Here is a 26,316-nt window from a genome sequence, read left to right on the forward strand (position 1 = left end):
GGGGTCGCCTTTTCTTTGCCTACTTTCTTTTGGCGAAGCAAAAGAAAGTAGGTCGCCCGCCGGGGCGAGACCCGGCCGACAGCCTAAGCAGAGAAAACAGAGAAGGAAAAACCAAAACCACCCAGAGCAGTCATAAGCATTCAACGAAGAGTTCGTTGCCCAACCCCCCATCCCCGCCTACATTGCGGCACATGAGCCAAGTCCTCGTCCCCGAGCGCACCCAATCCTTCGAGATCCGCCCCTTCCCCGCCCCCGTAGGCGCCGAAGTCATCGGCCTCGACATCGCGCGCCCCATCCCGGAAGAAGACTTCGCCCGCATCCACCGCGCCCACCTCGACCACCACGTCCTGGTCTTCCGCAACCAGCAGATCACCCCCCAGCAGCACATCGACTTCAGCCGCCGCTTCGGCCCGCTCGAGATCCACGTCCTGCACCAGTTCCAGCTCAAGAACCATCCCGAGATCCTCATCGTCTCCAACATCAAGGAGAACGGCGAGCCCATCGGCCTCGGCGACGCGGGCGTCTACTGGCATTCCGACATCTCCTACAAGCCCAAGCCCAGCCTCGGCTCCCTGCTGCACGCGCAGGAACTGCCGAGCGAAGGAGGCGACACGCTGTTCGCCGACCAGCACCTGGCCTGGGAAGCGCTGCCGAGCGACCTGCAGCAGCGCATCCTGCCGCTCAAGGCCGAGCACAGCTACCTCGCCAAGTACGAGGAACTGCGCGCCAAGAACCCGTGGCGGCCCAAGCTCTCGCAGGCGCAGATCGACCAGGTCGCGCCCGCGGTGCAGCCGGTGGTGCGCACGCATCCCGAGACCGGGCGCAAGGCGCTGTTCGTCAGCGAGCACTTCACCACCCGCATCGTCGGCCTGCCGAAGGAAGAAAGCGATGAACTCCTGTCCGAGCTGTTCGCGCACAGCGTGAAGCCCGAATTCGTCTACCGCCACCAGTGGGCGCCCCATGACCTCGTGTTCTGGGACAACCGCTCGCTGATGCACCTGGCGGCGGGCACGCCCGACCACCTGCGCCGCCGGCTCAACCGCACCACCATCGTGGGCGACGAGCCCCGATAGACCGACCACCTCCGCAGACGAACGTCCTCGACGGACCGGCGACGCCGGGTCCGCGCGGAGCGCTGCACCCCGAATTTCTTCCCTTGGAGTCCTTCCCGCCATGAACCGCTTCACCCGCCAGGCCGCATCCCTCGTCGCCGGCCTCGGCCTGCTGGCCGGCAGCCTCGCCGCGCACGCCGAAGGCCAGATCCGCATCGCCGAGCAGTTCGGCATCGTCTACCTGCTGCTCAACGTGGCGCAGGAACAGAAGCTGATCGAGAAGCACGCGAAGGCCGCGGGCGTCGACGCCAAGGTCGAATGGGTCAAGCTCTCGGGCGGCTCGGCGGTCAACGACGCGCTGCTGTCGGGCAACATCGAGATCGCCGGTGCCGGCGTCGGCCCGCTCCTCACGCTGTGGGACCGCACCAAGGGCAAGCAGAACGTCAAGGGCGTGGCCTCGCTGGGCAACTTCCCCTACTACCTGGTGAGCAACAACCCGAACGTGAAGACCATCGCCGACTTCACGGACAAGGACCGCATCGCGCTGCCCGCGGTCGGCGTGTCGGTGCAGTCGCGCGTGCTGCAGTTCGCCTCGGCCAAGCTCTGGGGCGACAAGGAGTTCAACAAGCTCGACAAGATCAGCGTGGCGCTGCCGCATCCCGACGCGGCCGCGGCCATCATCAAGGGCGGCACCGAGATCACGGCCCACTTCGGCAACCCGCCGTTCCAGGAACAGGAGCTCGCGGGCAACCCCGCGGCGCACATCGTGCTGAACTCCTACCAGGTGCTGGGCGGCCCCTCGTCGGCCACGGTGCTCTACGCCACCGAGAAATTCCGCAACGAGAACCCCAAGACCTACAAGGCCTTCATCGATGCGCTCGACGAGGCCGCGAAGTTCGTCAGCGCCAATCCCGAGAAGGCGGCCGACATCTACCTCAAGGTCAGCAACGCCAAGCTCGACCGCGAGCTGCTGCTGAAGATCATCAGGAACCCCGAGGTGCAGTTCAAGACCACGCCGCAGAACACCTACGCGCTGGCCGACTTCATGCACCGCGTGGGCGCGATCAAGAACAAGCCGGCCTCGGTGAAGGACTACTTCTTCGACGACGCGCACAACGCCTCGGGCAACTGATGATGAGCACGGCGGCGGTGCTGGATTCGCGGGCCGATGCCCTGGCCCACCGGCAGCGGGTGGCGCCCGCGGCCGGGTCCTCCTTCCCGGAGCTGGCACGCGACGAGGCGCGCGCGCAGGAGGCCGCGGCGGCGCTGCTGCAGGTCGACGGTGTCAGTCTCGAGTACCGCACGCCCGAGCGCGTGGTGCGCGCCACGCACCGCGTGAGCTTCGACGTGCACCAGGCCGACCGCTTCGTGCTGCTCGGCCCCTCGGGCTGCGGCAAGTCGACCCTGCTGAAATCGGTCGCGGGCTTCATCGCGCCGGTCGAGGGCGAGATCCGGCTGGCCGGCGAGCGCGTGCTGCGGCCCGGGCCCGACCGCATCGTGGTGTTCCAGGAGTTCGACCAGCTGCCGCCGTGGAAGACCGTCCGGCAGAACGTGATGTTCCCGCTGCTGGCCTCGCGCACGCTGGGCCGCAAGGAAGCGGCCGAGCGCGCGCTGCACTACCTCGACAAGGTGGGGCTCTCGAAATTCGCCGACGTGCATCCGCACCAGCTCTCGGGCGGCATGAAGCAGCGCGTGGCGATCGCGCGCGCGCTCGCGATGCAGCCGCGCGTGCTGCTGATGGACGAGCCCTTCGCCGCGCTCGACGCGCTCACGCGCCGGCGCATGCAGCAGGAGCTGCTGGCGTTGTGGGACGAGGTGCGCTTCACGCTGCTGTTCGTTACCCATTCGATCGAGGAGGCGCTGGTGGTGGGCAACCGCATCGCGCTGCTGTCGCCGCATCCCGGGCGCATGCGCGCCGAGATCAACAGCCACGGCTTCACGCTCGACAGCCTCGGCGGCACCGAGTTCCAGCAGACCGCGAAACGCATCCACGACATGCTGTTCGACGAAGAACACGACACCGAGGCCGGCCGATGAGCGCGATCCTTCCCCCCGTGCGCCCCGAGTACGAGCGCACGCTCGAGCCCTTCACCGAGCTGCCGGTCGAGCGCCGGCTGCCGCTGGGCGCGCGCCTGGCCTCGCAGGCCTGGCTGCGCAAGGGCCTGATCCTGGTCGCGATCGCGCTGCTGTGGGAACTGGCGGCGCGCTGGCAGGACAACGACCTGCTGCTGCCCACCTTCAGCGCCACCGCGCGCGCGCTGGTCGAGGGCCTGGCCAGCGGCGAGCTGCTCGAGAAGGTGCGCATCTCGCTCGCGGTGCTGGTGCAGGGTTACCTCGCGGGCGTGGCGCTGGCCTTCGCGCTGACCACGCTCGCGGTGTCCACGCGCATCGGCCGCGACCTGCTGGACACGCTGACCTCGATGTTCAACCCGCTGCCCGCGATCGCGCTGCTGCCGCTGGCGCTGCTGTGGTTCGGCCTGGGGCGCGGCAGCCTGGTGTTCGTGCTGATCCATTCGGTGCTGTGGCCGCTGGCGCTCAACACCTATGCGGGCTTCCAGGGCGTGCCCGAGACCCTGCGCATGGCCGGGCGCAACTACGGCCTCACGGGCCTGCGCTACGTGCTGCAGATCCTGGTGCCGGCGGCGCTGCCGTCGATCCTCTCGGGGCTCAAGATCGGCTGGGCCTTCGCCTGGCGCACGCTGATCGCGGCCGAGCTGGTGTTCGGCGCTTCCTCGGGCAAGGGCGGGCTCGGCTGGTACATCTTCCAGAACCGCAATGAGCTCTACACCGACCGTGTGTTCGCGGGCCTGGTCATGGTGGTGCTGATCGGGCTGCTGGTCGAGAGCCTGGGCTTCAAGACGCTCGAGCGCCTGACGGTGCGCAAGTGGGGCCAGCAGCGCTGACCGGCCGCGCTCAGCCGGCCTTGGCGCCGCCCTTCTTCGCCTCCTCGCGCAGGCTGCGCAGCTCGGCGCGCAGGAACTCGCCCGATTCCTTGATCGCGCCGCCGCCGAGCTTCACGCGGTAGGCCTGGCCGGTCATCTCCGAGCGCGTGGCGCAGCGCTCGATGAAGTCCTCGGCGGTCACGATCTCCTTTTTGAAGTGCTCGTACTTGGCCTGCATGTGCTTGGCGGCCTCGGTGGCGTTGTACTCGCTGCCGTTGCGCAGGAAGGTCATCGAGCCCATCTTCGCCACGCGCTGGATCAGCGTGTCGATCAGCCGGTGCTCCGATTCCGACGGGGTGGCGTGGGCGAGGGCGGCGGCGGTGCCGAGCAGGGCCGCGAGCAGGGCGCGGCGCAGGGGCTGGAAGCTGGTCATGTCGTCTCCGCTGGGCAATTTTCGGGCCATGCTAGGACGGCGGGTCGCGCCGGTCAAACCCCGGGCCGATCCAAGTTCGGCCTGGACCTCGGCGCAAGGTCGGGTCTAATCCGGGGTTCGCGGCGCCCTGCCGCTTTGCCCGCAGTCCTTTGCCATGAGCACTTCCAACGCCGATCTCCCGAGCCTCGCGCAGGCGCTGGCCGACGCCGCCGCCGCCCAGTCGATGCGCCATTTCCGCACCCCGCTGGACATCATCACCAAGGCCGACGAGAGCCCGGTCACGCTGGCCGACCGCGCGGCCGAGACCGCCATGCGCGAACTGCTCGCGCAGCGCGCGCCGGCCGACGGCATCTACGGCGAGGAGCACGGCGCCGAGCGCCTGGAGGCCGAGCGCGTCTGGGTGCTCGACCCGATCGACGGCACCCGCAGCTTCATCACCGGCTCGCCGCTGTGGGGCACGCTGATCGGCGTGCTGCAGGGCGAGCGCGTGGTGTTCGGCATGGTCGACATGCCGGTGCTGAAGGAGCGCTGGATCGGCCAGGCCGGCGCGGGCGCCACGCGCGACGGCCAGCCGGTGCACGCGAGCGCCTGCGGCGAGGTCGCCAAGGCGCGCATCGTCACCACCTCGCCCGACATCTTCGCGCCCGCCGACTGGCAGGCCTTCGACCGGCTGAGCCGCCAGTGCGCGATGCGCCGCTTCGGCGGCGACTGCTACGGCTATGCCCAGCTCGCGGGCGGCACCATCGACCTGGTGGTCGAGACCGGCCTGCAGCCCTACGACTACCTCGGCCCGGCCGGGCTGATCGAGGCCGCGGGCGGCGTGATCACCGACTGGGAAGGCCGGCCGCTGGGGCTGAAGTCCGACGGCCGCGTGATCGCGGCGGCCACACCCGAACTTCACCGACAAGCGCTGGCCGTGCTCCAGGGCTAGACTGGTTTCATGCTTCGCTGGCTGATCGTCGTCGTCCTGGCGCTGGTGCTCATGAGCGGCCTGACCGCCTGGCTGCGCCGCTTCGGCTTCGGACGACTGCCCGGCGATTTCGAGTTCCGCGCCTTCGGCCGCGAATGGCAGCTGCCGATCGCGAGCACGGTGGTGCTCAGCATGATCGCGGCGCTGGTGGCGCGGCTGCTGTAGCTCCGGCAACGCCGGATTTCACGAAAGAAGACAACCGCAATGAGAGCCTGCGTCGATATCGGTGGCACCAAGGTGGCCGTGAGCCTTTCCGCGTCGAGCGATGCACCGCTGATCGGCCGGCGCAGCGAGCCCACCGCGAAGACCGGCGACAACGACGCGGTGGCGCTGCAGATCATCCGCATGATCGATGCCATCTGCGCCGAGCAGAAGGTCGACCCCGCGAGCATCGAGCGCGTGGGCGTGTCATCGACCGGCCCCTTCGAACTGCGCGACGGCAAGGTCGAGCTCGCCACGCCCAACATCTGCGGCGGCATCGCCGGCCCGGCGCGCGGCCTGCCCAACGACTGGATGACGGCGGTGGTCGAGGCGCCGCTCGCGCAGCGCTACGGCTGGGTGAGGGTCGAGAACGACGCCGTGGCCGCGCTCGAGGCCGAGCGCCACTGGGGCGCGCTGCAGGGCTTCGACCATTGCGCCTACGTCACCTGGAGCACCGGCGTGGGCGTGGGCCTGTGCGTGGACGGCCGCGCGCTGCGCGGCAAGAACGGCAACGCGGGCCATGCGGGCCACAGCTTCGTGGCCGACGACGGCAGCGGCGCGCTCTGCGGCTGCGGCAACATCGGCGACGTCGAGGCGCTGGTGGCCGGCAACTCCATCGACCGCCGCTTCGGCCGGCCCGCGCCCGACCTGTTCGCCGCCGCCTCGGCCGGCGAGCGGCATGCGCTCGAGGTGGTCGACGCGCTGTGCCGTGTCATGGGCCGCCTGCTCTACAACCTGGTCGCCACGCTCGACCTGCAGCGCATCAGCCTCGGCGGCAGCGTGTTCCTGCACCACAGCGACTTCCTGCTGCCGCGGCTGCAGGCGCAGATCGACGGCCGGCTGCTGCCGCTGACGCGCGGCGTCGAGCTGGTGCGCGCGGGCCTGGGCGACAAGATCGGCGACTACGCGGCGCTCGCGCTGCTCGACTGAACGCCGCCGGCACCGGGCCGGACCCGCACCGGCCCCGCGCGATGAATTCGCGCCATCAACCCGCCTCTCATTCATTTCGATGATGCGCGCCCGCGCGCGGGCCAGAACACTCGAGCCGAGGGGGTTCATGGAGAACCTTCGTTGACGCAAAAAAAGGAGTGTTCCCATGACTGGTTCCAAGAGGGTGTTCTCGCGTTCGGGCATGTCGCTGGCGAGCGTCGCGGCGTTGCTGGCGCTGGCGGCATGCGGGGGTGGAGGCGGCGGTGGCGGTGGTGGCTTTCCCTTCGTCGGCGTCGCGCCGCCGCCACCGGCGCCCGCACCGCCGGCCGCGCAGAAGCTCGAGGTCAAGGTGGTCGATGGCGTGCTGCGCAATGCCAACGTCTTCCTCGACAAGAACAACAACGGCCTGCTCGACAGCGGCGAGCCCAGCGGCAGGACCGACACGGCGGGCAAGGTCACGCTCGAGATCGATGCCGCGGACGCCGGCAAGTACCCGGTCGTCGCGCTGGTGGGCACCGACGCCGTCGATGCCGAGCTCGGGCCGGTGAAGACCGCCTACGTGCTCAAGGCACCGGCCGACAAGCCGGGCCTCGTGAGCCCGCTGACCACGCTCGTGCACTACCTGGGCACCGGCGCGGGCGCCACCTCCGCCGAGGCCGAAGCCAACCTGCGCGCGCAGCTCGGCCTGGGCGGCAGCCTGTTCGACGACTACACCGCCAACGGCGACCTGCTCTCGGCCACCACGGCCGCGACGCTGGTCGCCTTCTCGCAGGCGATCTCCCGCACGCTGGCCGACAGCATCGGCACCGCCGACATCAGCGGCGGCACCATCTCGGCGGGCGACATCTCGCTCGAGACGCAGCGCATGCTGCTCGACAAGCTGACCTCGGTGCGCAACCTCGTGAACCAGGAGTTCTCGCGCGCCAGTTGCGCGGGCGGCGTCGGCACCAAGCCGTGCCAGGACCTGATGGCGGGCCAGTCGACCTACTACGCGACCAACGCCCAGGAGAACCAGCTGCGCCCGGCCAACATCGGCGTGGCCGTGGGCCTCACCAAGCTGGCCGCCGGACCGTCCGTGGGCGCCGGCGAGGCCATCGCGGCGACCGGCATCCTCGACTGGTTCACCATCTCCGACAGCAACAACTGGAGCCGCCGCCTGCTGGTCTCGACCGTCGCGGAGAACACGCCGGTGGACGGGCTGACGCACTTTCGCGACCAGCGCGAGCGCAGCGTGGCCGGCACGGTCACGCGCTGGGCCTCGGGCGGCGATCCGGCGCGGGTCGGCGACCTGCACTGGAACGGCCGCAGCTGGCTCGCGTGCGCGGACTCGAAGAACACGACCACCGTGCGCGACGCCGCCGGGCGCAACATCTCGGACTACTGCGACGGCCTGAGCGTGAGCCGCTCGCGCCGCATCGATGTCGACATCTCGGGCCAGAAGCTGGCCGACGTGGTGAACCGCATCAAGTCCTCCCCGTACACCAGCAACGGTCCCTATGGATCGCGCTATGCCAACTGGGGCCCGCAGGCCAGCGCGGCGGCGATCAGCGCCGACCTCGGCAGCGCCACCTTCCCGGCCGGCTCGCGGCTGCGCCTGCAAGGCAGCATGGACCTCGCCACCGCGATCGCCTACGACGTGCGCGACAACGCGAAGGTCCAGCTCTATCCGGCGGACATCGCGCAAGGCGGCGACAGCACCCGGGGCAGCGTGGCCTGTGCGGCGAACCCGCTGCCGGCCACCGCGCGCGTCGCGACCCTCGAGACGCTGATCCAGCGCAGCCCGGGCGTGCCCTGCGTCTTCGGCGTGGGCACCCTCGACGGCGACAACGGCAGCTTCCAGAGCGGACCGAAGAACGAATGGTGGGGTGCCACCTCGATCGACCTGGGCACGGTCGGCGGCGCGCCGCTGGGCACCGCGGCCACCATCACCGGCTACTACACCGGCAACTACCTGATGCGCGCGAGCTTCGCGGGCGGCAGCAGCAACGCCGTGACCTTCCTGCAATGCCAGCAGCGCGTGATCAACGGCTCGCCGCGCAACTGCATCGCGGTCGGTACGGGCAGCTACAAGATCGAGACCCTGGGCGATGCGCGCGTGCTGAGCTTCAGCCCGGTGGGCGACTTCGCGCTGTTCATCGACTACGAGCGCGTCTTCATCGAACGCGGCGGCGAGGTGTCGTTCGGCTACAAGTCGAAGGCGGTCGGCAAGCAGCAGCTGCGGCTGAACCTCGCGGCCTCGAACGCGCTGTTCGCGGCCTATGCCGCGAAGGGTGCGACAGGGCTGACGCCGATCGCGCCCTGAGCACCGGGCTGTTCAGGCGGCCCGTCGTGCCGCGGCGCAGCACTGCGCCGCGAGCTCGCCGAGCCGCTTCAACCCCGCATCGATGGCCGGCGAATAGGGCCAGCCGCAGTTGATGCGCAGGTAGTGGTCGAAGCGGCCCGAGTTCGAGAACATGGCGCCGGGCGCGATCTGGATGCGCTCGGCCAGCGCGGCCTCGAACAGGGCGTTGGCGCCGATGCGCTCGGGCAGCTCCAGCCACAGCTGCAGCCCGCCGCGCGGCAGGTTGAGCCGGGTGCCGGCGGGGAAGTAGTTCGCGATCGCCTCGGCCGTCTGCTCGCGCTGGCGGCCCAGGTGCTCGCGCAGCCGGCGCAGGTGGCGGTCGTAGCTGCCCGTGCCCATGAATTCGCCGGCCGCGAGCTGGGCCAGGTCCTCGTTGTTGCGGGTCTGGGCGTACTTGAGCATCTCCACGCGCGCATGCCAGCGCCCGGCCGTGATCCAGCCCAGGCGCAGGCCGGGCGCCAGGATCTTGTGCAGCGAGGCGCAGTAGATGACGTTGCCCGTGCGGTCCCAGGACTTGAGCGCGCGCAGCGGGGTCTCGCTGTCGACCAACTCGCTGTAGGAGTCGTCCTCGATCACCGGGATGCCGTGGCGCTCGCACAGCTGCGCGAGCCGCTGCTTGTGCGCGTCGGGCATCACGCTGCCCAGCGGGTTCTGCAGGTGCGGCACCACGGCCACGGCCTTCACGTTGTCGTAGGCCTGCAGCGCGAGCTCGAGCGCCTCGATCGAGATGCCGGTCTGCGGGCTGGTCGGGATCTCGAGCGCGCGCAGGCCCAGGCTCTCGAGCACCTGCAGCAGGCCGTAGAAGGTGGGCGATTCCACGGCCACCGTGTCGCCGGGCTGCGTGACCGCGCGCAGCGCGAGGTTCAGTGCCTCGATGCAGCCGTTGGTGACCAGCACCTCGTCGGGCGGGATCGTCATGCCGATGCGCAGGCTGCGCTGGGCCAGCACGGCGCGGAACTGCGCATTGCCCTTCTGCGGCGTGGCCGAGGTCAGCAGCTCGGGCCTGTGGCGCAGCGCGCGCGTCATCGCGTTGCGCAGCGCCTCGGCCGGATAGAGCTGCGGCGCGCCGCGCGCGATCGCGAAATTGAGCGTGTCGCCGGCCGTGCGGCCGCGCACCACGAAGTCGGACACGCGCGCATGGATGCCCACGTACTGCGCCGGATCGGGCGGCAGCACGGTCAGCGGCTCCTCCATCGGCGCGATCGCGAGCCGGCGCGGCCGGCGCACGAAGTAGCCCGAGCGGTCGCGCGCCTCGACCCAGCCGTCGCTCTCCATGGCGCGACACAGTTGCAGTGCGGTCGACAGGCTGATGGCGTGCAGCCGCATCAGGCTGCGCAGGGAGGGCAGGCGGTCGCCCTGCTTGAGCGAGCCGGTGTGGATCGCGTCCACGTAGCGCGCCGCCAGTTGCCGATAGAGCGGTAGCGAGTCCATGGCGTCGATGCTCGCGCGATCGTTCATTGGAAAACAGATGCAGTTGCGAGGGAAAACGACCATAACAGATGGCCGCCGGCCCTGGCTGTTCCGGTGCGAATCGCGTCGGCGTGTGCCTGTTTTCCGGGCGGGGGAATTTCTACGATCGAAGCGCGCCCAGCCCTTCCTTCACCGACTTCCGAACCCGAGGTACCGCCATGATCACCACCCTCTCGCAAGCCCCCGATGCCGTCTTCCTCGAAGCCGGCGATTCCTTCCGCACGGCGGTGGACGCCGGCACCTGGCTGCAGGTGGCCGAGGGCCGCGTGCGGGTGTCGTCGCCGCCGCGCTGGATCGGCGAGGCCGTGTGGACCGCGCACACGGTGCTCGGCGAGGGCGAGACGCATGGCGTGGAGCACGGCGGCTGGATCGAGCTGACGGCGCTGTCGCCGGTGCAGTTGCGCATCCATGCGCCGATCGCCGTCGCGCGGCGGTTGCCCGCGCGGGCCGAGCCGCCGGCCGAGCCGGTGTCGGCCGCCTGGGCCGTGCCGCGGCGGCCGGTGATGCGGCTGATGCAGCTGCTCACCGGCTGGTGAGCGGCCGCGTCAGCGCACGCTGGCCGCTTCGCGCAGCGTCTCGAGGAAGCTGCGCCGCCACCAGTGGATGTCCTGCTCGCGGATGCGCGAGAGCAGCGCCTGGTGCCGCTCGCGCCGTTCCTCCAGCGGCATCTGCAGCGCCTGCTGCACCGTCTCGGCCGTGCCGTGGGTGTCGTAGGGATTGACCAGCAGCGCTTCCTTCATCTGCTCGGCCGCGCCCGCGAAGCGCGACAGCACCAGCACGCCGGGATCGGCCGGGTCCTGCGCCGCCACGTACTCCTTGGCGACCAGGTTCATGCCGTCGCGCAGCGGCGTCACCAGGCCCACGGCCGCGGCGCGGCACAGGCCCGGCACGCGCTTGCGCGCGACCATGCGGTGGATGTAGCGCACCGGCATCCAGTCGAGCTCGCCGTAGTCGCCGTTGATGGCGCCGCACAGCGACTCGAGCTCGCGCCGGATGTCGGCATAGGCATCGACCGTCTCGCGCGTGGGCGAGGCGATCTGGATCAAGGTGGCGCTGCGCCGGTTCTCGGGGTAGTGGGCCAGCAGCTCGCGGAAGGCGCGCACCCGGTTCGGGATGCCCTTGGAGTAGTCGAGCCGGTCGATGCCCAGCAGCAGCCGGCGCTGCGAGTACTCGCGCTTCATGGTCTCGTACATGTCGCGCGCTTCCTTGGCATGGGTGAGCGCCGCGAACTCGTCGACGTCGATGCCGATCGGGAACGCCGCCGCGCGCACCGTGTTGCCGTAGGCGCGGTACATCTCTGCGCCCAGGCTCTCGCCCTTGGCCTCGTTGTGCACGTAGTGCTCGAAGTGCTGCACGTCCTGCTGGGCCTGGAAGCCGATCAGGTCGTAGGCGAACAGCGAGCGCATCAGCCATTCGTGCTGCGGGATCGCCGCCATGATGATCTGCGGCGGCAGCGGGATGTGCAGGAAGAAGCCGATGCGCTGCTTGCAGCCCATGGCGCGCAGCTCGGCCGCCAGCGGGATCAGGTGGTAGTCGTGGACCCAGATGACGTCGTCGTCCTTCAGCAGCGGCATCAGCTTGCGCGCGAACAGCTGGTTCACGCGCCGGTAGCCGCCGATGAAGTTGGCGTCGAAATGGGCCAGGTCGAGCCGGTCGTGGAACACCGGCCACAGCACGTCGTTGCTGTAGCCGAGGTAGTAGCTGTCGTGGTCCTCGCGGCTCAGGTCGATGGTGGCCAGCGTGACCTTGCCGGCCTGCTGGCGCCGCAGCTCGCCCTCGCCGGTCGGGCCGCCCTCGACGATCTGGCCGCTCCAGCCGAACCACATGCCGCCCGACTGCTGCAGGCTCTCGCCGAGCGCCACGGCCAGGCCGCCGGCGGCGGGCTTGCGCGGGTCGGCCACGCGGTTGGAGATGACGACGAGGCGGCTCATATGGCGGAGTCCCAGGGGGCGGACAGACGCATCGCCGCGTTGATGATGCCGACCATCGAGTAGGTCTGCGGGAAGTTGCCCCACATCTCGCCCGTGACCGGATGCGTGTCCTCGGACAGCAGCCCGAGCGGATTGCGCGCGGCCAGCATGGTCTCGAAGATCTGGCGCGCCTCGGCCTTGCGGCCGATCTTGGCGAGTGCGTCGATGCGCCAGAAGGTGCAGATGTTGAACGCGGTCTCGGGCTTGCCGAAGTCGTCGGCCGCCTCGTAGCGGCGCATGTAGGGACCGTCGCACAGCGACTTCTCCATCGCGTCGACGGTCGAGACGAAGCGCGGATCGCGCGCGTCGATCAGCCCCACCTCGGCCATCAGCAGGATGCTGGCGTCGAGCTCGCGGCCGCCGAAGCTCTCGGCGAAGGCCTGGCGCTCCTCGCTCCACGACTTGGCGAGGATCTCCTCGCGCATGCGCGAGGCATGGCCGTGCCAGTAGGCGGCGCGCTCGGCGAAGTTGATGCGGTTCTCCGCGGGCTTGCCCGAGGAGGCGGCCTCGGCGCGCGCGGTCTTGTCGAGCGCGCGCGCGATCTTCGCGAGCCGGTCGCAGGCGGCCCAGCTCATCAGCGCCGAGCTGGTGTGCACGCGCGCGCGGGTGCGCAGCTCCCACATGCCGGCGTCGGGCGTGCCGTAGACCGCGATCGCGCGCTCGCCCACGGCCTCGAGGTGCGGAAACTCCGCCTCGCCCGCGCGCTGCAGCAGCCGGTGGTCGTGGAAGGCCTGGGCGGCCCCCAGCACGATGTTGCCGTAGACGTCGTGCTGGAAGTGCTCCTGCGCCTGGTTGCCCACGCGCACCGGGCCCATGCCGCGGTAGCCGGGCAGGGTCTCGACGAAGGACTCGGGCAGCTCGCGCTCCAGGCCGATGCCGTACAGCGGCTGGATGTGCTCGCCGTGCGAGCCGATCACCACGTTGCCGAGCCAGCGCAGGTAGTCCTCCATGGTGCCGACCTCGCTCAGCGAGTTGAGCGCGCGCACCACGAAGAAGGCATCGCGCAGCCAGCAGTAGCGGTAGTCCCAGTTGCGCTGGCTGTCGGGCGCCTCGGGGATGCTGGTGGTCATCGCGGCCACGATGGCGCCGGTGTCCTCGTACAGCGACATCTTCAGCGTGATGGCCGCGCGGATCACCGCGTCCTGGTACTCGAAGGGGATCGCGAGCCGCTTCGACCAGACGCGCCAGTAGGCGATGGTCTCCTGCTCGAAGCGGCGCGCGGTGTCGGCGATGCCGTCGAGCAGGGTCTCGTCGACGCCGAACATGAAGTTGTATTCGCGCGAGACCACGAAGGGCTGGCGCGCGAGGATGTGCGAGATCGAGGCGTCGGTGTTGAGCCTGAGCGTGACGTCGGGGCCGACGTAGCGGATGTGGTTGCTGCCGCGCGTGACCTCGACCGGCTCGGTCGCGCCCCACTGGAAGCGCGGGTCGAGCGCCACGCGCATGCGCGGCGCGCCGGCGATCGGGCGCACGCGGCGCACCAGCATCAGCGGGCGGAAGTAGCGCGCGCGGCTGTAGAAGCGCGGCGCGAAGTCGGTGATCTCGATGCCCTGGCCCGCGCTGTCGAACAGCTGGGTGCGCAGCACGGCGGTGTTCGGCTCGTACCACTGCTTGGCCTCGGCGAAGTCCTCGATCTCGAAGCCCCAGGCCGCGCCGCCTTCGCCCGGATGCAGCAGGGCGTTGAACACCGGGTCGCCGTCGAAGCGTGGCAGGCAGCACCAGACCACGCGTGCGCGCGCATCGACCAGCGCGCTGAAGGCGCAGTTGCCGATCACGCCGAGGTTGAGCGAGCAGTCGGCCGGGCGCGGAAACTCGCGCGGCTTGGGCGCGGCGGCCGTGCGTTCGTCGACCGGCGCATCGTCGTCGGGGCCGGCCGCGCCGGCCACCGCTTCGCCGCCGCGGTCCTCGGGCGCCTTCTGGAACTGCCGTGCTTGCGGATCGTCGTGCCGCCCGGCCGGGACTTGTTGTTGTTCTTCCTGCTGGGTGTCGCTCATGCGGGATTCCTTGGCGAAGCTTCTTCGGGAGCGGGGGAGGGCGCGTTCGCGAGCTGGTCGCGCGCCTGCACCAGCCATTCGTAGACGGCGCGCGGCGATTCGAGCCGGTGCTGCGCGAGGCTCGGACCCGAGCCGACCTTGATGCCGACGCCGCCGCGCGGCTGCACCACGGCGAAGCCGCTCTCGTCGGTGGTGTCGTCGCCCGCGAACACCGGCACGCGGCCCGCGAACGGCGCCTCGTGCATGAAGGCGTCGATGGCGATGCCCTTGTTGACGCCGGCGGGCTTGACCTCGAACACGAACTTGCCATGCAGCAGCTCGAGCTGTGGCCGCTCGGCGATGGCGCGCGACATGGCGTCGCCGCACACGGCCTCGAGCTGCGGCGCGAGCCGGTAGTGCAGCGCGATGGCCGCATGCTTGCGCTCGACCAGCAGGCCTTCGTGCACGCGCGCGAGCTCGTTGGCGATCTCGAGCACGGGCACCAGGTCGGGCGGATGCTGTTCCTGCATCGCGCCCTTGGCATCGCGGCGCTGCACGCCGTGCTCGCCCGCGGCCGGCAGGCGCAGCGGCGCGAGGAAGCGGTCGAGCACGTCGATCTGGCGGCCCGACACCACGGCGAGGGCGCCGCCGAGCAGGTCCTTGAGGTCGCCGAGCAGCGCGACCAGGGCAGGGGGGACTTCGATCGCCTCGGGCGTGGCCGCGAGGCCCACCAGGGTGCCGTCGAAATCGAGGAAGAGGGCCGCGTCCCGGCCCAGGGGAGGAGGCAGCGGATCGTTGCTGCGGATGGGATTGGACATCGTGAAAGACCTTAGCACGGCCCCCGCGCGCGCCGTGTCGGCCAAAACCGGACGTGCCCCGGGGCCGGGGCCGCGACCTGCGCGCAGGCTCAGGGCGCGGCGCCGGGCGCGAGATCGGCCAGCGCGCGCAGCAGCGCCGTGGCCTCCACCGGCTTGAACAGCACCGGCACGCCCGAGGCGCGCACGCGCTGCAGCCGCTCGGGCGCGGTCTCGCCGGTCACCAGCATCAGCGGCGCCGCGAGGTCGAAGCGCGCGCGCAGGCGCTGGCCGACGTCGAGGCCGTTGTCGCCGTTGGCGAGCCGGTAGTCGCACAGCAGCGCGCGGAAGGGCGCCGGGCCCGATGCCAGCAGCGCGGCCGCTTCCGCCTCGCCGGCCACGGCCTCCAGGTCGATGCCGTGGGCCTGCAGCAGCTCGGTCATCGCCGCGCGGATCTCGGCGTCGTCGTCGATCAGCAGGATGCGGCCCGGCACCGGCGCCGCCGGGGCGGGTGCGGTTTCGGCGCGGACGGCCCAGGGCCCGGCGGCGGCCTGCGCGTCGCAGCGCGGCAGCACGAGCCGAAAGCGCGTGCCGCGTCCCACGCGCGAGCGCAGCTGCACCGGATGGCCGAGCAGCCGCGAGAGGCGGCGCACGATGGCCAGGCCGATGCCCAGCCCGTGCGAGCGCTCGCGCCCGGGGTTGTCGACCTGGTAGAACTCCTCGAACACGCGGTCGAGCTGGCCCGGCGCGATGCCGATGCCCGAATCGACCACCTCGATCCACACCGAATCGCCGAGCCCGTCGCCGTTGCGCCGCACGCGCGCGCGCACCGACACGCCGCCGCGCGCCGTGTACTTGAGCGCGTTGTCGAGCAGGTTCGACAGCATGCGGTGCAGCAGCCGCGGATCGCTGCGCACCCACAGGCCGCTCGCGCGCAGCCGCAGCTGCAATTGGCGCTGCTCGGCCTGCGCCGCGAACATGGGATTGAGCGCGCGGAACAGCACGTCGAGCGAGACCGGCTCGAGCGCCGGCTCGACCACGCCGGCATCGAGGCGCGAGACGTCGAGCATGGTGTCGAGCGAGCTGCCGAGCGCGTTCACCGCGCGCATCAGGCGCTGTGCGTTGCGGCTTTGGGGATGCTCGTTCTCGAGCGCGGCGCCGAACAGCGCAATGGCATGCAGCGGCTGGCGCAGGTCGTGGCTGGCGGTGGCCAGGAAGCGGGTCTTCTCGATGCTCGCGCGCTCGGCCGCGGCGATCTGCTCGCCCAGGCGCTCGGCCAGCGCCTCGTTCTCGAAGCGCAGCACCAGCGAGTCGGTGAGCAGCCGGTGCTGCTGCTGGCCCACGCGCAGCGTGAACAGCAGGTAGGCCAGGCTGAACATCGACAGGAACAGGTGCATGCCGTCGCCCTGCCAGGCCAGCGCCGTGATCAGGCTCAGCATCATCGGCAGCGTGTAGCCGTAGAGCGCGGGCTTGAGCGGCCACAGCAGCTGCATGGCGCGCGCGCAGCTGCCGATGACGACCACCGTGAGCACCGAGGTCGCGGACAGGTCGTCGCGCGAGATGAACAGCCAGGGCGCGGTGGCGGTCGCCAGGCTCACCAGGGTGACGGTGCGCGCATGGCGGCGCGCCCACAGCGGGGTCTGGTCCAGCGGCAGGTCGGCATGCCAGCGCGGCATCAGGTACAGCGCCAGGCCGAGCAGCAGGTGGGCCGCCATCCAGGCCAGGATCCAGGTGCGCGGGGAGGCGATGTACATCGCGGCCCCGAGCGCGACGCCGAGGCCGAAGTGCACCACGATCGAGGCGTCGTAGGCGCCGTAGACCGAGGCCAGGTGCTCGCGCAGCACGCGCAGCGCCAGGTCCCGCGGCACCGCGGCCGCGACCGCCGGCGCGGCGTGCGTGGCGCTCGGGTCCGGCGAGGAGGTGGGAGGCGGGGCGGCGATCACCCGGCCCATGCTAGCCGGGGCGTGCGGCGTCGGAAGTGCCCTAAGTCATGGAACCTCCGCCATAGGCGTGAAGACATGCCGCCGCGCGCGTGGTATTTGCGCGCCTGGGGCGGTCGGCCGTTCAGCCGTTCAGCCGTTCAGCCGGCCGCGGCCTTCACGGCGTCGATGCGCGCGCGGTGGATCGCCTCGCCGATCTTCGGGCCGGTGGCACCGGCCTGCTGCGCCTGGCGCGCGACCGCGTCGGTGGCCACGGCCGCGGCCACGGCCAGCACCGCGAGCAGGCGCTCGCGCTGCGGATAGTCGCGCTGCTCGAAGCCGAGCCGGCCGCGCGCGTCGCATTCGCAGGCCAGCAGCGCCTCGGCGAAGCGCGCGGGCTTGCGGAAGGCATCGCAGCGTTCGAGCAGCCGCACCAGCGCGGCGGCGTCGAGCTCGCCGCTGCGGTGGATGTTGCCGTGCTCGCGCGCCACCACCTCGGCCAGCTCGCGGAGGTCGACCGGCACGCGCCAGCGATCGCATACCGCCTGCAGCAGTTCGGCGCTGCGCTTCTCGTGGCCGATGTGGCGCGGCAGGATTTCCGGATCGGTGGTGCCCTTGCCGAGGTCGTGCATCAGGCAGGCGAAGCGCACGCCCAGCGACGCCGACAGGCGCGCGCTGGTGTCGAGCACCATCATCAGGTGCACGCCGGTGTCGATCTCGGGATGGTGCTGCGCGGGCTGCGGCACGCCCCAGAGCCGGTCGACCTCGGGCAGCAGCACCGCGAGCGCGCCGCAGGCGCGCAGCACCTCGAACATGCGCGAGGGCCGCGTCTCCATCAGCCCGCGCGAGAGCTCCTGCCACACGCGCTCGGGCACCAGCGCATCGACCTCGCCGGCCGCGACCATCTCGCGCATCAGTGCCAGCGTGTCGGGCGCGACCTCGAAGTCGTCGAAGCGTGCGGCGAAGCGCGCCACGCGCAGGATGCGCACCGGGTCCTCGCGGAAGGCGTCGGTGACGTGGCGCAGCCGCTTCTCGCGCAGGTCGCGCTGGCCGTCGAAGGGATCGGCCAGGTCGGCGGGGGCGGGGTCGAAGCTGCCGTCGGCGGCCACGCGCTCGGCCGGCAGCGCGATCGCGTTGATGGTCAGGTCGCGCCGCGCGAGGTCCTGCTCGAGGCTCACGTCGGGCGCGGCGTGGATCACGAAGCCGCGGTAGCCGGGCGCGCTCTTGCGCTCGGTGCGCGCGAGCGCGTATTCCTCGCGCGTCGATGGATGCAGGAATACCGGGAAGTCGCGCCCCACGGGCAGGAAGCCCTGTGCCACCATGTCCTCGGGCGTGGCGCCGACCACGAGCCAGTCGTGGTCCGACACCGGGCGTCCGAGCAGGCGGTCGCGCACCGCGCCGCCGACGAGATAGGTTTTCATGCGCGCAGTGTAGGGATACCCCGCAGGGCTTAAAAAGAACGGTCGTTCGATAATCTCGAGGCAAATCGAACGATCGTTCGCTCGCTCGATGCGCTCGAACGCTTCACCGGCGGCAGACCGGCACCGCGTTTGGAGGGGGAATTTCAACCAAAGGAGTATTCACATCATGAAAAAAACCATGTTGGCGTTGGCAGCCCTCGGGGCACTGACGTCCGGCAGCGCCTTTGCACAGAAGGCCGGCGACTGGGTCGTCGGCGCGGGCTGGTTCCATCTTTCGCCGCAGGACAAGAGCAAGCCGCTGATGCTGACCTCGCCGGTGCAGAGCGTGCTCGCCGGCTCGGGCGCCAGCGTGAGCGATTCCGACACGCTGGGTCTCAACGCGGCCTATTTCCTCGACGACCACTGGGCCGTGGAAGGCGTGCTGGGCATCCCGCCGAAGTTCAAGCTCGAAGGCACCGGCACGCTGGCGCGCGTGGGCGAACTGGGCAAGGCACGCCAATGGAGCCCGACCATCCTCGGCAAGTACTACTTCAACGACGGCAATGCCGCCTTCCGTCCCTTCGTGGGCCTGGGCGCCACCTACGTCTGGTACAGCGGCGTGCAGATCACCAGCAACCTGCAGGAAGCGCTCGGCAGCCAGCTGCGCCAGCGGCCGCTGTCGACCGTGACCACCGCCAAGCTCGACAGCTCGTTCGCGCCCGTGCTCAACGCCGGCCTGGCCTACCAGTTCGACAAGCACTGGGGCATTTCCTTCTCGGTCTCCTACATCCCGCTGAAGACCAAGGCCAAGCTCACGACGACCTCGATCACGGGCCTGCCGATCGCGACCAGCGAAGCGCGCCTGAAGCTCAATCCGATCGTGACCTACGTGGCGGCCACCTACCGCTTCTGACCGGACACGACGCGGCCTGGCCGGCTCGCGCCGATCGACGACAGCGAACGACGATCAGCGCGAGGTCCGGTAGGGCTCGTCGAAGGCCACGAAATCCTGCTCCGCGAGCGCCTGCTCGATCCACGCGGCGACGCCCGGCAGGGCCGCCACGCGCTCGATGTAGGCCTGCGCCGCGGGCGGCACCGGCAGCCCGTAGCTGCGGATGCGCATGCACACCGGCGCATAGAAGGCATCGGCGATGCCGAACTCGCCGAACAGCATCGGGCCGCCATGGGTGTCGAGCAGCTCGCTCCACATGGCCGCGATGCGCTCCAGGTCCTCGACCACGCCGGGCTGTTCCTTCAGCACGCGCGCGCCGACCTCGGCCAGCGAGGCCTCGATGTTCATCGGGAAGTGGTTGCGCAGGTTGCCGAAGCCCGAGTGCATCTCGGCGCTGACGCTGCGCGCGCGGGCCCGCGCGGCCTTGTCGCGCGGCCACAGCGCCTTGTCGGGGAACTGCTCGGCCAGGTACTCGGCGATGGCGAGCGAATCCCAGACCGTGATGTCGCCGTCGATCAGCACCGGCACGCGCGCCGTGGGGTTGACCGCGCCGACCACGGCCTTGAAGTTGGAGCCGGCCTCGAAGGCGTCGAAGCGCACCATCACCTCCTCGAAGGGAATGCCGGCCTGCTTGAGCAGCACCCAGGGACGCATGGACCACGACGAGTAGTTCTTGTTGCCGATGTAGAGCTTGAGCATGGGATTCCTCCGGTTGGTTTCGTGGCAAAGCCTTCGATGCTAGGGCGCCGGCAGCGCGCGATTGATACCGTTTGCGGCGCGCATTGATGACGGGCGTGGCCCGCGCACCGCCGGCTATCGCCGGTCGCTGTCGTCGGTGCGCAGCGCGGGCTCGCTGCTCGAGGCGATGACGCGCGGCGCGGCGCGGCCGGGTGCCTCCTCGCCCTTGGGCGGCCCGATCGTGCGCTCGATCAGGCTCACGAGCCGCGGCACGAACTGCAGCACCACCAGCGCCAGCAGCGCGCTGATGACCGCCGTGGCCTCGCGGCCCAGGCCGCAGGCCATGCCGATCGCGGCCGTCATCCACAACCCCGCGGCGGTGGTGAGGCCCTGCACGTGGTGCTCGTCCTTTCCCTGCTTGAGGATGGTGCCCGCGCAGAGGAAGCCGACGCCGGCCACCAGGCCCTGGATCACGCGGCTCATGTCGGCCGGCACGATGCCGGTCTGCTGCGGCACGAGCACGAACAGGGCCGAGCCGATGGCCACCAGCATGTGGGTGCGCACGCCGGCCGCCTTGCCCTGCTGCTCGCGCTCGAAGCCGAGCACGAAGCCCAGCAGCGCCGCGAGCAGCAGCCGCACCAGGATGCGCGTGAGCTGGGCGAGGTCGCCCACGTCCGAGAACTCGGCGGCGATGGTGTCGAGGACCTCGTCGCTCCAGCTCATCTCAGGGCAGGTCCTTGTTGGGCTCGGGCATCGCGGCGTCGCGCGGGCCGACCCGGCCCAGGCGTTCCTTCAGCGACTGCGGCCGGCCGGTGATGATCGCGGCGTAGTTGGTGGTGTTGGCCAGCACCTTCTTCACGTAGTCGCGGGTCTCGTTGAACGGCACGTTCTCGGCCCAGATCGCGGCATCGAGCACCGGGCCGTTGCGCCAGCTGCGCGGGCGGCCGGGGCCGGCGTTGTAGGCCGCGGCGGCCAGCGCCATCGAGTCGTCGAAGTCGTCGAGCGCGAGCTTCAGGTAGTTCGTGCCGATGGTGATGTTGGTCTCGCGGTCGTTGATCTGGCCCGGCGTGAAGTCGGTCATGCCGATCTTGCGCGCGGTCCAGCGCGCGGTGGCGGGCATCACCTGCATCAGGCCCGAGGCGCCGACGCCCGAGCGCGCGTCCATGATGAAGCGGCTCTCCTGGCGGATCAGGCCGTAGACGTAGGCCGGATCGAGGCCGATGTCCTGGCTCTTGCGCAGCACGGTGTCGTGGAAGGGCATCGGGAAGCGCTGCTCGACGTCGATCACGCCCTTGGTGCGCTCGCTGGTGTTGATGCAGCGGTCCCAGACCTCGCGCTGGCAGGCGAAGTCGGCCGCGGCCAGCAGCGCGCGGTCGTCCATGCCGCCCCGGTCGTGCAGGTTGGTGGCGTAGTTCCATTCGCGCGTGCCCTCGGGGCGCAGGCCGATCGCGATGGCGTAGAGACCGCGGTTGAGCGATGGGTTCAGGCGCGCGGCATTGCGTTCCTCGGGCGTGAGCGGCGCGGGCCGGGTGGCGGCCACCACGCGCTGGCCCAGTTCCTCGAGCGCCAGCATCTCGTAGAAGCCGCGCGTACCGGCGATGCCCTGGTAGAGCTCGCGCGCCTGGGCGCGGCGCTCGTCGCCGCCAGCATTGACCAGCGCGCGCGCCTTCCAGTAGGTCCAGGTCGGGTCCTGCTGGCTGGCCTCGCTCATGGCGTTGATGGCGGGCGCCACGTCCTTCCACTGGCCGGCGCGCAGCGCGGCGCGCACGCGCCAGCCGAGCATGTCGTCCGACAGGTCGGCGTTCTTCGTGACGTTGCCGAAGTAGCTCACGGCCTGCGGCCAGAGCTTGATCGCCGACTGGCGGCCGATGGTGCCCCAGATCCAGTTGCGCTCCTCGGCCGAGAGCATCGCGCTCCACTTGGCGTCGAGCTGCGAGGCGGCCTGCTCGGGATCGGCCATCGCGATCTTGATCAGTGCCAGCGTGACCAGCTCGCGGCGCGACTTGGCGGCCACGGGCCCGCGCGTGACGAGGAACTTGGCCGCGCTCGCGTTGACCTCCTCGAACAGCGGCAGCGCATCGGGCGAGGCCAGCGTGACGGCGCCGCGCGCGGCCTGCGGCCGGTTGGCCTCGATGGCCAGGCGCGCCTTCTTCCAGGCGTCGTTGGGCGACAGCAGGCGCGCGGCGATCATGCGGTCGGCGGCCGTGAGGCAGCCGTCGTCGCTGTCGCGCTGGGCGAACCAGTTGCGCCGGATCTCGTCGGCCTGGGCCTGGGTGGCGCTGCCGCTGCGCAGCGCGTCGACCAGGATCGCGTAGCAGCGCACCTGGGCGTCGTCGCCCATGCGGAAGCCCGCGATGGCGGCCGAGAAGTTGTCCCAGTCGCGGCGCTGGCCCGTGAGCAGCAGCCAGTCGTTGCGCAGCCGGTCTTCCTGGTAGGTGCCGGGGTAGCGCGCGAAGAAGTCCTGCACCTCGTTCGCGCCGGCTTCCTGCAGCCGGGCCTTGAGTTCCCAGTAGGCGGCCCAGGGTTCGAGGACGTGGCCGCGGGCCTGCGGCAGCAGCGCCGCCAGCCGGGCCTTGTCGCCGCGCTGGAAGGCCTGCTTCATCTGCAGCAGAACCTCGTCGTTGCTGTTGTTCTGCGCCAGCGCCGCGGCGGGCGCGAAGAGGGTCAGCGCGCAGGCCGCGAGGGCCGAAAGAACCAGTGCCGGCGCGACGCTGCGCGGGCGGCGGCACATGGATGCCAAAATGCTTGGAAACTGCATCGGGAGATTATGGACAAGTCAAAGGATGCCGCCACGTCGGCGACGGCGAGTTTTCTCAAGGATCAGCTGCGCAAGGCGTTGATCGAACAACGTCTGGGGATGCCGGACCGGCTGACACGCGCGGACCTGCTGCAGCGCGTGATGCGCATCTGGCTGGTCGGCCGGCCCGACACCGTGATCGGCGCCTACTGGCCGATCAAGGGCGAGTTCGATCCGCTGCCCGCGCTGCACCGGTGGAAGGAGGACGGCGAACTGATCGACGAGCCGCAGCGCCGCCGCATCGGCCTGCCCGTGATCGACAAGGTCCACAAGACCCTGACCTTCCACGCCTGGTACCCGGGCTGCCAGATGGAAGAGGACGCCTACGGCATTCCCAAGCCCAAGGACACCGAGCTGATCGTGCCGACCCTGCTGTTCGTGCCCTGCGTGGGCTACAGCGCGGGCGGCTACCGGCTCGGCTACGGCGGCGGCTTCTACGACCGCACGCTGGCCGCCCTCGAGCCGCGGCCCTTCACGGTCGGCCTGGGCTTCGCGAACGGCTTCCTCGAGGACTTCGAGCCCGAGGCGCACGACCTGCCGCTCGACGCCATCCTCAACGACAACGGGGTGGTCTGGCCGATCGGCTGAGCGGCTGCTTCCTGCGCATACGGGCGCCCGGCTTCGAGCCGCGGCGCCCTTTTTCTCGTCAGTCGAGGTCGTCGACGGTGTCCGGATCGGGCACCTCGCCGATGGTCTCGCGCGTGGTGCCGGCCTGCGCGAGCAGCCAGTCCCAGAAGGCCTTGATCTCGGGCCGCAGCGCGCTGCGCGGGCCGGCGATCAGCCAATAGGACATCGGCGAGTCCATGCGGTGCTGCGGCAGCACCTCGATCAGGTCGCCGTTGGCCAGGCTCTCGGCGATCAACGAACTGCGCGCCAGCACCACGCCCTGGCCGGTGAGCGCGGCCTGCACCATCTGGTAGGCGTAGTTGAAATAGAGCCAGCGCTTGGGCTGGGCGCGTTCCAGGCCGTGCAGCTCGAACCAGCGCCGCCAGGTCAGCCACTCGAGATGGGTGCGGTGGGCGTCGCCGGCCTCGATCAGCGTGAAGCGCGCGATGTCCTCGGGCTTCTTGATCGGCGGGCTGCTCTTGATGAGCCAGGGGCTCGCCACCGGCGTGAGGTTTTCGCCGAACAACCGCACGGCCTGCGGGGGCATGGCCTCGCGCGGGCCGTAGCGCAGCGCGATGTCGACGTCGGCCACCTCGAGGTCGACCGCGAGGTCGCTGGCGTCGATCCGGATGTCGATCTCGGGGTTGTCGCGCTGGAAGGCCTCCAGGCGCGGGATCAGCCACATCGAGGCGAACGAGGCGAAGGTGGTCAGCGAGACGCTCTTGCGCCCGGCGCTCTGGCGGATCTGCCGCACCGCGGTGTCGACGCGCGGCAGCGCCTGCTGCACCGCCAAAAGCAGCTGGGCGCCCGCGCTGGTCAGCTCGACCGCGCGCGTGTGGCGCAGGAACAGCGGCACGCCCACTTCCTCCTCGAGCGACTGGATCTGGCGGCTCACGGCCGACTGGGTCAGGGCCATTTCCTCGGCCGCGGCACGGAAGTTCAGGTGCCGCGCGACCGCCTCGAAGGCGCGCAGGTGGCCGGCGGAGATCGGGCGGGAGCGCAGGTGGGTTTGCGAATGCTGCATGGATCGGGGGCCGGCGCCTGCCTCGGGATTGATGCGAAACCGGAATCAGTAGGCTACCTCCTTTTCATTGGACTGCCAACGGCCGGGAAACGATCATTCATTCCCGAACCGCGCCATTGCTGCCTCCTTTCCCAAGCACCCATTGATTCGCGATTCGGCAAACACCTAGGAGCCCATCATGTCCACTGCCGTCTGCACCACCTCTACGCTGTCCACCCTGTCGCTGCCCAACCGCAACACCGCCGCCGCGATTCCGCCGGCCGTGCGCCGCGGTGCCTGGCAAATCGCGCCCGGCGAGGCGATGAGCCTGAAGGCGCGCGGCGAGAGCGTGCTGCGCGTACGCCAGGGCCGGGTCTGGATCACGCCCGATGCCACGCTCGAAAGCCCGAGCGAGGACCTGGTGCTCGCCCCCGGCGAATCGCTCACCGTGGCGGCCGGCCAGCGCATCGTGATGGAAGCCTGGGACGGCTACGGCGCCACGTACACGTGGGACGCCGCTTGATCCCGCGGGTTTACTGATCGATCCTGGGCCATCGGGCGGCGGCGCGAGCCGCGCCCGTCATACCAAGGGGCCGGACGGCGCGTCGAGCGCGGTCCGGCCCCTGTTCTTTTTGGGGGCTTTTCAGCCGTTGATGTCGAAACTGCGGCGCAGCGCCAGGAAATGCTTGAGCGCGACCTCGCCGTCGAGCGCATGCACGCCGGCCATCAGGTCGGGCCCCTCGCTCTCGGCCAGCCCGAGCCGGAAGCCGCTGTAGCGGCGTGCGGCCAGTTCGCCCTGCCAGGCCACGCGCACGTCGACATGGCGCGGGTCGCGCGCGATGCGGTCCATCAGCGCGCGCAGGGCGTCGGGCGGTCCCTCGATGTGCTGGCAGAAGCGCTGGCCGTCGAAGACCAGCAGCCCGGTGATGCCGAGTTCGCCGTTGCGCGCGCGGGCGCGCGCGACGATGTTGGCCACCGTGTCGGGCGGCAGGTCCGGCGCAAGCTCGCTGCAGTAGAGGATCTCGGAGAGCGCCGGGGCGGGCGCGGGAGCTTGCGTCTGTTCGTCGGGAATCATGGGCCGGGATGGGAAAAGCGAGCGCAGTGTAGGCAGCCGTCCGACATCACGAAATGTAAAAAGACATACCGGTCCCACCCCCCTCGATGCCTATAGTCGGTGGTGCCCGACCAGTACCCCACACCCGCCGCCCCGGAGAACGGGCCCCATCCCTGCAGCCGTTGCGCGCTGCGTCAGCTGCCGGCCTTTTTGCCGGTGTCCGCCGACCAGTTGCGCACCATCGAATCGTTCCGCATCGGCGCGCGCCGCGTCGAGGCCGGCGGCTCGATCATCGAGGAACACCGGCGCAGCCCGCAGCTGTTCACGCTCTATTCGGGCTGGGCCTTCCGCTACAAGACCCTGAGCGACGGCCGGCGGCAGATCCTCAACGTGCTGTTGCCCGGCGATTTCGTCGGGCTGCAGGACGAGTTCGCCGACGGCCAGACCCACGGCGTCGAGGCCCTGACCGAGGTCTCGCTGTGCGTGTTCGCGCGCGAGAGGCTCTGGGAGCTGTTCCATGCCGAGCCCAAGCTCGGCTACGACATCACCTGGCTGGCCGCGCGCGAGGAAAAGATGATCGACGACAACCTCGTGACCACCGGCCGGCGCAGCGCCGTCGAGCGCGTGGCGATGCTGCTGATGCACCTGTACCGCCGCGCCGAGCGCGTGGGCATGGTGCGCGACGGCTGGGTCGAGTTCCCGCTCAACCAGCAGCACATCGCCGATGCGCTCGGGCTGTCGCTGGTCCACACCAACAAGACCTTGCGGCGGCTGTCGCAGCTCGGGCTCTACAAGCTCGACGACCGCTGGCTGCGCATCCTCGAGCCGCGCGCGCTCGAGGCGCTGGGCGACTACTTCGAGCGCCCGCTGCGGCCCACGCCGCTGATCTGA

25 protein-coding genes are annotated in these 26,316 nt (G+C 70.4%); 13 read left to right on the plus strand and 12 right to left on the minus strand.

Going from position 1 to position 26,316, the window contains the following annotated elements; translation table 11 throughout:
• Nucleotides 1–191: 191 nt before the first annotated feature.
• From AC07RM_RS39745 to AC07RM_RS39760, 4 genes are all read left to right on the plus strand, one after another.
• Nucleotides 192–1,073 carry a TauD/TfdA dioxygenase family protein gene (locus tag AC07RM_RS39745; protein WP_093353526.1) on the plus strand — a complete coding sequence of 294 codons (882 nt, stop codon included), beginning with the start codon at nt 192–194 and terminating at the stop codon, nt 1,071–1,073.
• A 100-nt stretch (nt 1,074–1,173) separates the two neighbouring features.
• A complete protein-coding gene (locus tag AC07RM_RS39750; protein ID WP_495337988.1) occupies nt 1,174–2,184 on the plus strand; it encodes an ABC transporter substrate-binding protein in 1,011 nt (336 codons plus the stop codon).
• Between the two features lie 2 nt (nt 2,185–2,186).
• Complete coding sequence (locus tag AC07RM_RS39755; protein ID WP_495338012.1) at nt 2,187–3,089, plus strand: ABC transporter ATP-binding protein; 903 nt, start codon at nt 2,187–2,189, stop codon at nt 3,087–3,089.
• Entirely contained in the window at nt 3,086–3,955 is an 870-nt protein-coding gene (locus AC07RM_RS39760; RefSeq protein WP_203204453.1) for an ABC transporter permease, read from the plus strand. The genes AC07RM_RS39755 and AC07RM_RS39760 overlap by 4 nt, the downstream gene beginning before the upstream one ends.
• Before the next feature lie 10 nt (nt 3,956–3,965).
• Here AC07RM_RS39760 and AC07RM_RS39765 read toward each other — a convergent pair whose 3' ends face one another.
• Nucleotides 3,966–4,367 carry a DUF5329 family protein gene (locus tag AC07RM_RS39765; RefSeq protein ID WP_208509447.1) on the minus strand — a complete coding sequence of 134 codons (402 nt, stop codon included), beginning with the start codon at nt 4,365–4,367 and terminating at the stop codon, nt 3,966–3,968.
• Nucleotides 4,368–4,521: 154 nt separating this feature from the next.
• Between AC07RM_RS39765 and hisN the strand changes: the two genes are divergently transcribed.
• The 4 genes from hisN (at nt 4,522) to AC07RM_RS39785 (ending at nt 8,770) form a co-directional block, all read left to right on the plus strand.
• Nucleotides 4,522–5,298, plus strand: a complete 777-nt coding sequence (gene hisN, locus AC07RM_RS39770; protein WP_495337989.1) for a histidinol-phosphatase — start codon at nt 4,522–4,524, stop codon at nt 5,296–5,298.
• 9 nt (nt 5,299–5,307) lie between these two features.
• Nucleotides 5,308–5,502, plus strand: coding sequence for a DUF2905 domain-containing protein (locus tag AC07RM_RS39775; RefSeq protein WP_019654592.1), 195 nt, complete (start codon nt 5,308–5,310; stop codon nt 5,500–5,502).
• Between the two features lie 39 nt (nt 5,503–5,541).
• Complete coding sequence (locus AC07RM_RS39780) at nt 5,542–6,468, plus strand: ROK family protein (RefSeq protein WP_296775529.1); 927 nt, start codon at nt 5,542–5,544, stop codon at nt 6,466–6,468.
• 166 nt (nt 6,469–6,634) lie between these two features.
• Complete coding sequence (locus AC07RM_RS39785) at nt 6,635–8,770, plus strand: hypothetical protein (protein WP_495323522.1); 2,136 nt, start codon at nt 6,635–6,637, stop codon at nt 8,768–8,770.
• A 12-nt stretch (nt 8,771–8,782) separates the two neighbouring features.
• Here the strand turns inward: AC07RM_RS39785 and AC07RM_RS39790 are convergent, their stop codons facing one another.
• Entirely contained in the window at nt 8,783–10,240 is a 1,458-nt protein-coding gene (locus tag AC07RM_RS39790) for an aminotransferase-like domain-containing protein (protein ID WP_495337990.1), read from the minus strand.
• 197 nt (nt 10,241–10,437) lie between these two features.
• On the opposite strand from AC07RM_RS39790, the gene AC07RM_RS39795 reads away from it, so the two are divergent.
• On the plus strand, nt 10,438–10,815 hold the full coding sequence (locus AC07RM_RS39795) for a hypothetical protein (protein WP_093353555.1): 378 nt from the start codon (nt 10,438–10,440) through the stop codon (nt 10,813–10,815).
• 9 nt (nt 10,816–10,824) lie between these two features.
• Here the strand turns inward: AC07RM_RS39795 and otsA are convergent, their stop codons facing one another.
• The 5 genes from otsA to AC07RM_RS39820 form a co-directional block, all read right to left on the minus strand.
• Nucleotides 10,825–12,210 carry an alpha,alpha-trehalose-phosphate synthase (UDP-forming) gene (gene otsA / locus AC07RM_RS39800; protein WP_093353558.1) on the minus strand — a complete coding sequence of 462 codons (1,386 nt, stop codon included), beginning with the start codon at nt 12,208–12,210 and terminating at the stop codon, nt 10,825–10,827.
• Nucleotides 12,207–14,243, minus strand: a complete 2,037-nt coding sequence (locus tag AC07RM_RS39805) for a glycoside hydrolase family 15 protein (protein ID WP_495337991.1) — start codon at nt 14,241–14,243, stop codon at nt 12,207–12,209. The genes otsA and AC07RM_RS39805 overlap by 4 nt, the downstream gene beginning before the upstream one ends.
• Nucleotides 14,240–15,040 carry a trehalose-phosphatase gene (gene otsB, locus AC07RM_RS39810; protein ID WP_495323520.1) on the minus strand — a complete coding sequence of 267 codons (801 nt, stop codon included), beginning with the start codon at nt 15,038–15,040 and terminating at the stop codon, nt 14,240–14,242. The genes AC07RM_RS39805 and otsB overlap by 4 nt, the downstream gene beginning before the upstream one ends.
• 89 nt (nt 15,041–15,129) lie before the next feature.
• Nucleotides 15,130–16,959: an ATP-binding response regulator gene (locus AC07RM_RS39815; RefSeq protein WP_495337992.1), complete on the minus strand. Its 1,830-nt coding sequence runs from the start codon at nt 16,957–16,959 to the stop codon at nt 15,130–15,132.
• Between the two features lie 137 nt (nt 16,960–17,096).
• Nucleotides 17,097–18,356, minus strand: a complete 1,260-nt coding sequence (locus tag AC07RM_RS39820; protein ID WP_495337993.1) for a multifunctional CCA addition/repair protein — start codon at nt 18,354–18,356, stop codon at nt 17,097–17,099.
• Nucleotides 18,357–18,522: 166 nt separating this feature from the next.
• On the opposite strand from AC07RM_RS39820, the gene AC07RM_RS39825 reads away from it, so the two are divergent.
• On the plus strand, nt 18,523–19,248 hold the full coding sequence (locus AC07RM_RS39825) for an OmpW/AlkL family protein (protein WP_093353568.1): 726 nt from the start codon (nt 18,523–18,525) through the stop codon (nt 19,246–19,248).
• A 54-nt stretch (nt 19,249–19,302) separates the two neighbouring features.
• Here the strand turns inward: AC07RM_RS39825 and AC07RM_RS39830 are convergent, their stop codons facing one another.
• The 3 genes from AC07RM_RS39830 to AC07RM_RS39840 all read right to left on the minus strand — a co-directional run bounded on the left by AC07RM_RS39830 (nt 19,303) and on the right by AC07RM_RS39840 (nt 22,696).
• Complete coding sequence (locus AC07RM_RS39830) at nt 19,303–19,986, minus strand: glutathione S-transferase family protein (RefSeq protein ID WP_208507777.1); 684 nt, start codon at nt 19,984–19,986, stop codon at nt 19,303–19,305.
• A 114-nt stretch (nt 19,987–20,100) separates the two neighbouring features.
• On the minus strand, nt 20,101–20,688 hold the full coding sequence (locus tag AC07RM_RS39835) for an MgtC/SapB family protein (RefSeq protein ID WP_495337994.1): 588 nt from the start codon (nt 20,686–20,688) through the stop codon (nt 20,101–20,103).
• Nucleotide 20,689: 1 nt separating this feature from the next.
• Nucleotides 20,690–22,696, minus strand: a complete 2,007-nt coding sequence (locus tag AC07RM_RS39840) for a lytic transglycosylase domain-containing protein (RefSeq protein WP_495337995.1) — start codon at nt 22,694–22,696, stop codon at nt 20,690–20,692.
• A gap of 36 nt (nt 22,697–22,732) precedes the next feature.
• Here AC07RM_RS39840 and AC07RM_RS39845 point away from each other — a divergent pair, with 36 nt between their 5' ends.
• The gene (locus AC07RM_RS39845; RefSeq protein ID WP_057596551.1) at nt 22,733–23,350 is read left to right on the plus strand and encodes a 5-formyltetrahydrofolate cyclo-ligase; all 618 of its coding nucleotides are present in this window, start codon (nt 22,733–22,735) and stop codon (nt 23,348–23,350) included.
• Between the two features lie 58 nt (nt 23,351–23,408).
• Here the strand turns inward: AC07RM_RS39845 and AC07RM_RS39850 are convergent, their stop codons facing one another.
• Complete coding sequence (locus tag AC07RM_RS39850) at nt 23,409–24,392, minus strand: LysR substrate-binding domain-containing protein (RefSeq protein WP_208507774.1); 984 nt, start codon at nt 24,390–24,392, stop codon at nt 23,409–23,411.
• A 178-nt stretch (nt 24,393–24,570) separates the two neighbouring features.
• Between AC07RM_RS39850 and AC07RM_RS39855 the strand changes: the two genes are divergently transcribed.
• Nucleotides 24,571–24,894 carry a DUF2917 domain-containing protein gene (locus AC07RM_RS39855; RefSeq protein WP_057596549.1) on the plus strand — a complete coding sequence of 108 codons (324 nt, stop codon included), beginning with the start codon at nt 24,571–24,573 and terminating at the stop codon, nt 24,892–24,894.
• A 120-nt stretch (nt 24,895–25,014) separates the two neighbouring features.
• On the opposite strand, the gene AC07RM_RS39860 is transcribed toward AC07RM_RS39855, so the two are convergent.
• Nucleotides 25,015–25,446: a BLUF domain-containing protein gene (locus AC07RM_RS39860; protein ID WP_495337996.1), complete on the minus strand. Its 432-nt coding sequence runs from the start codon at nt 25,444–25,446 to the stop codon at nt 25,015–25,017.
• Between the two features lie 168 nt (nt 25,447–25,614).
• Here AC07RM_RS39860 and AC07RM_RS39865 point away from each other — a divergent pair, with 168 nt between their 5' ends.
• Nucleotides 25,615–26,316, plus strand: a complete 702-nt coding sequence (locus AC07RM_RS39865; RefSeq protein WP_371269245.1) for a Crp/Fnr family transcriptional regulator — start codon at nt 25,615–25,617, stop codon at nt 26,314–26,316.

The organism is Variovorax sp. GW821-FHT09B05, from assembly GCF_059418265.1.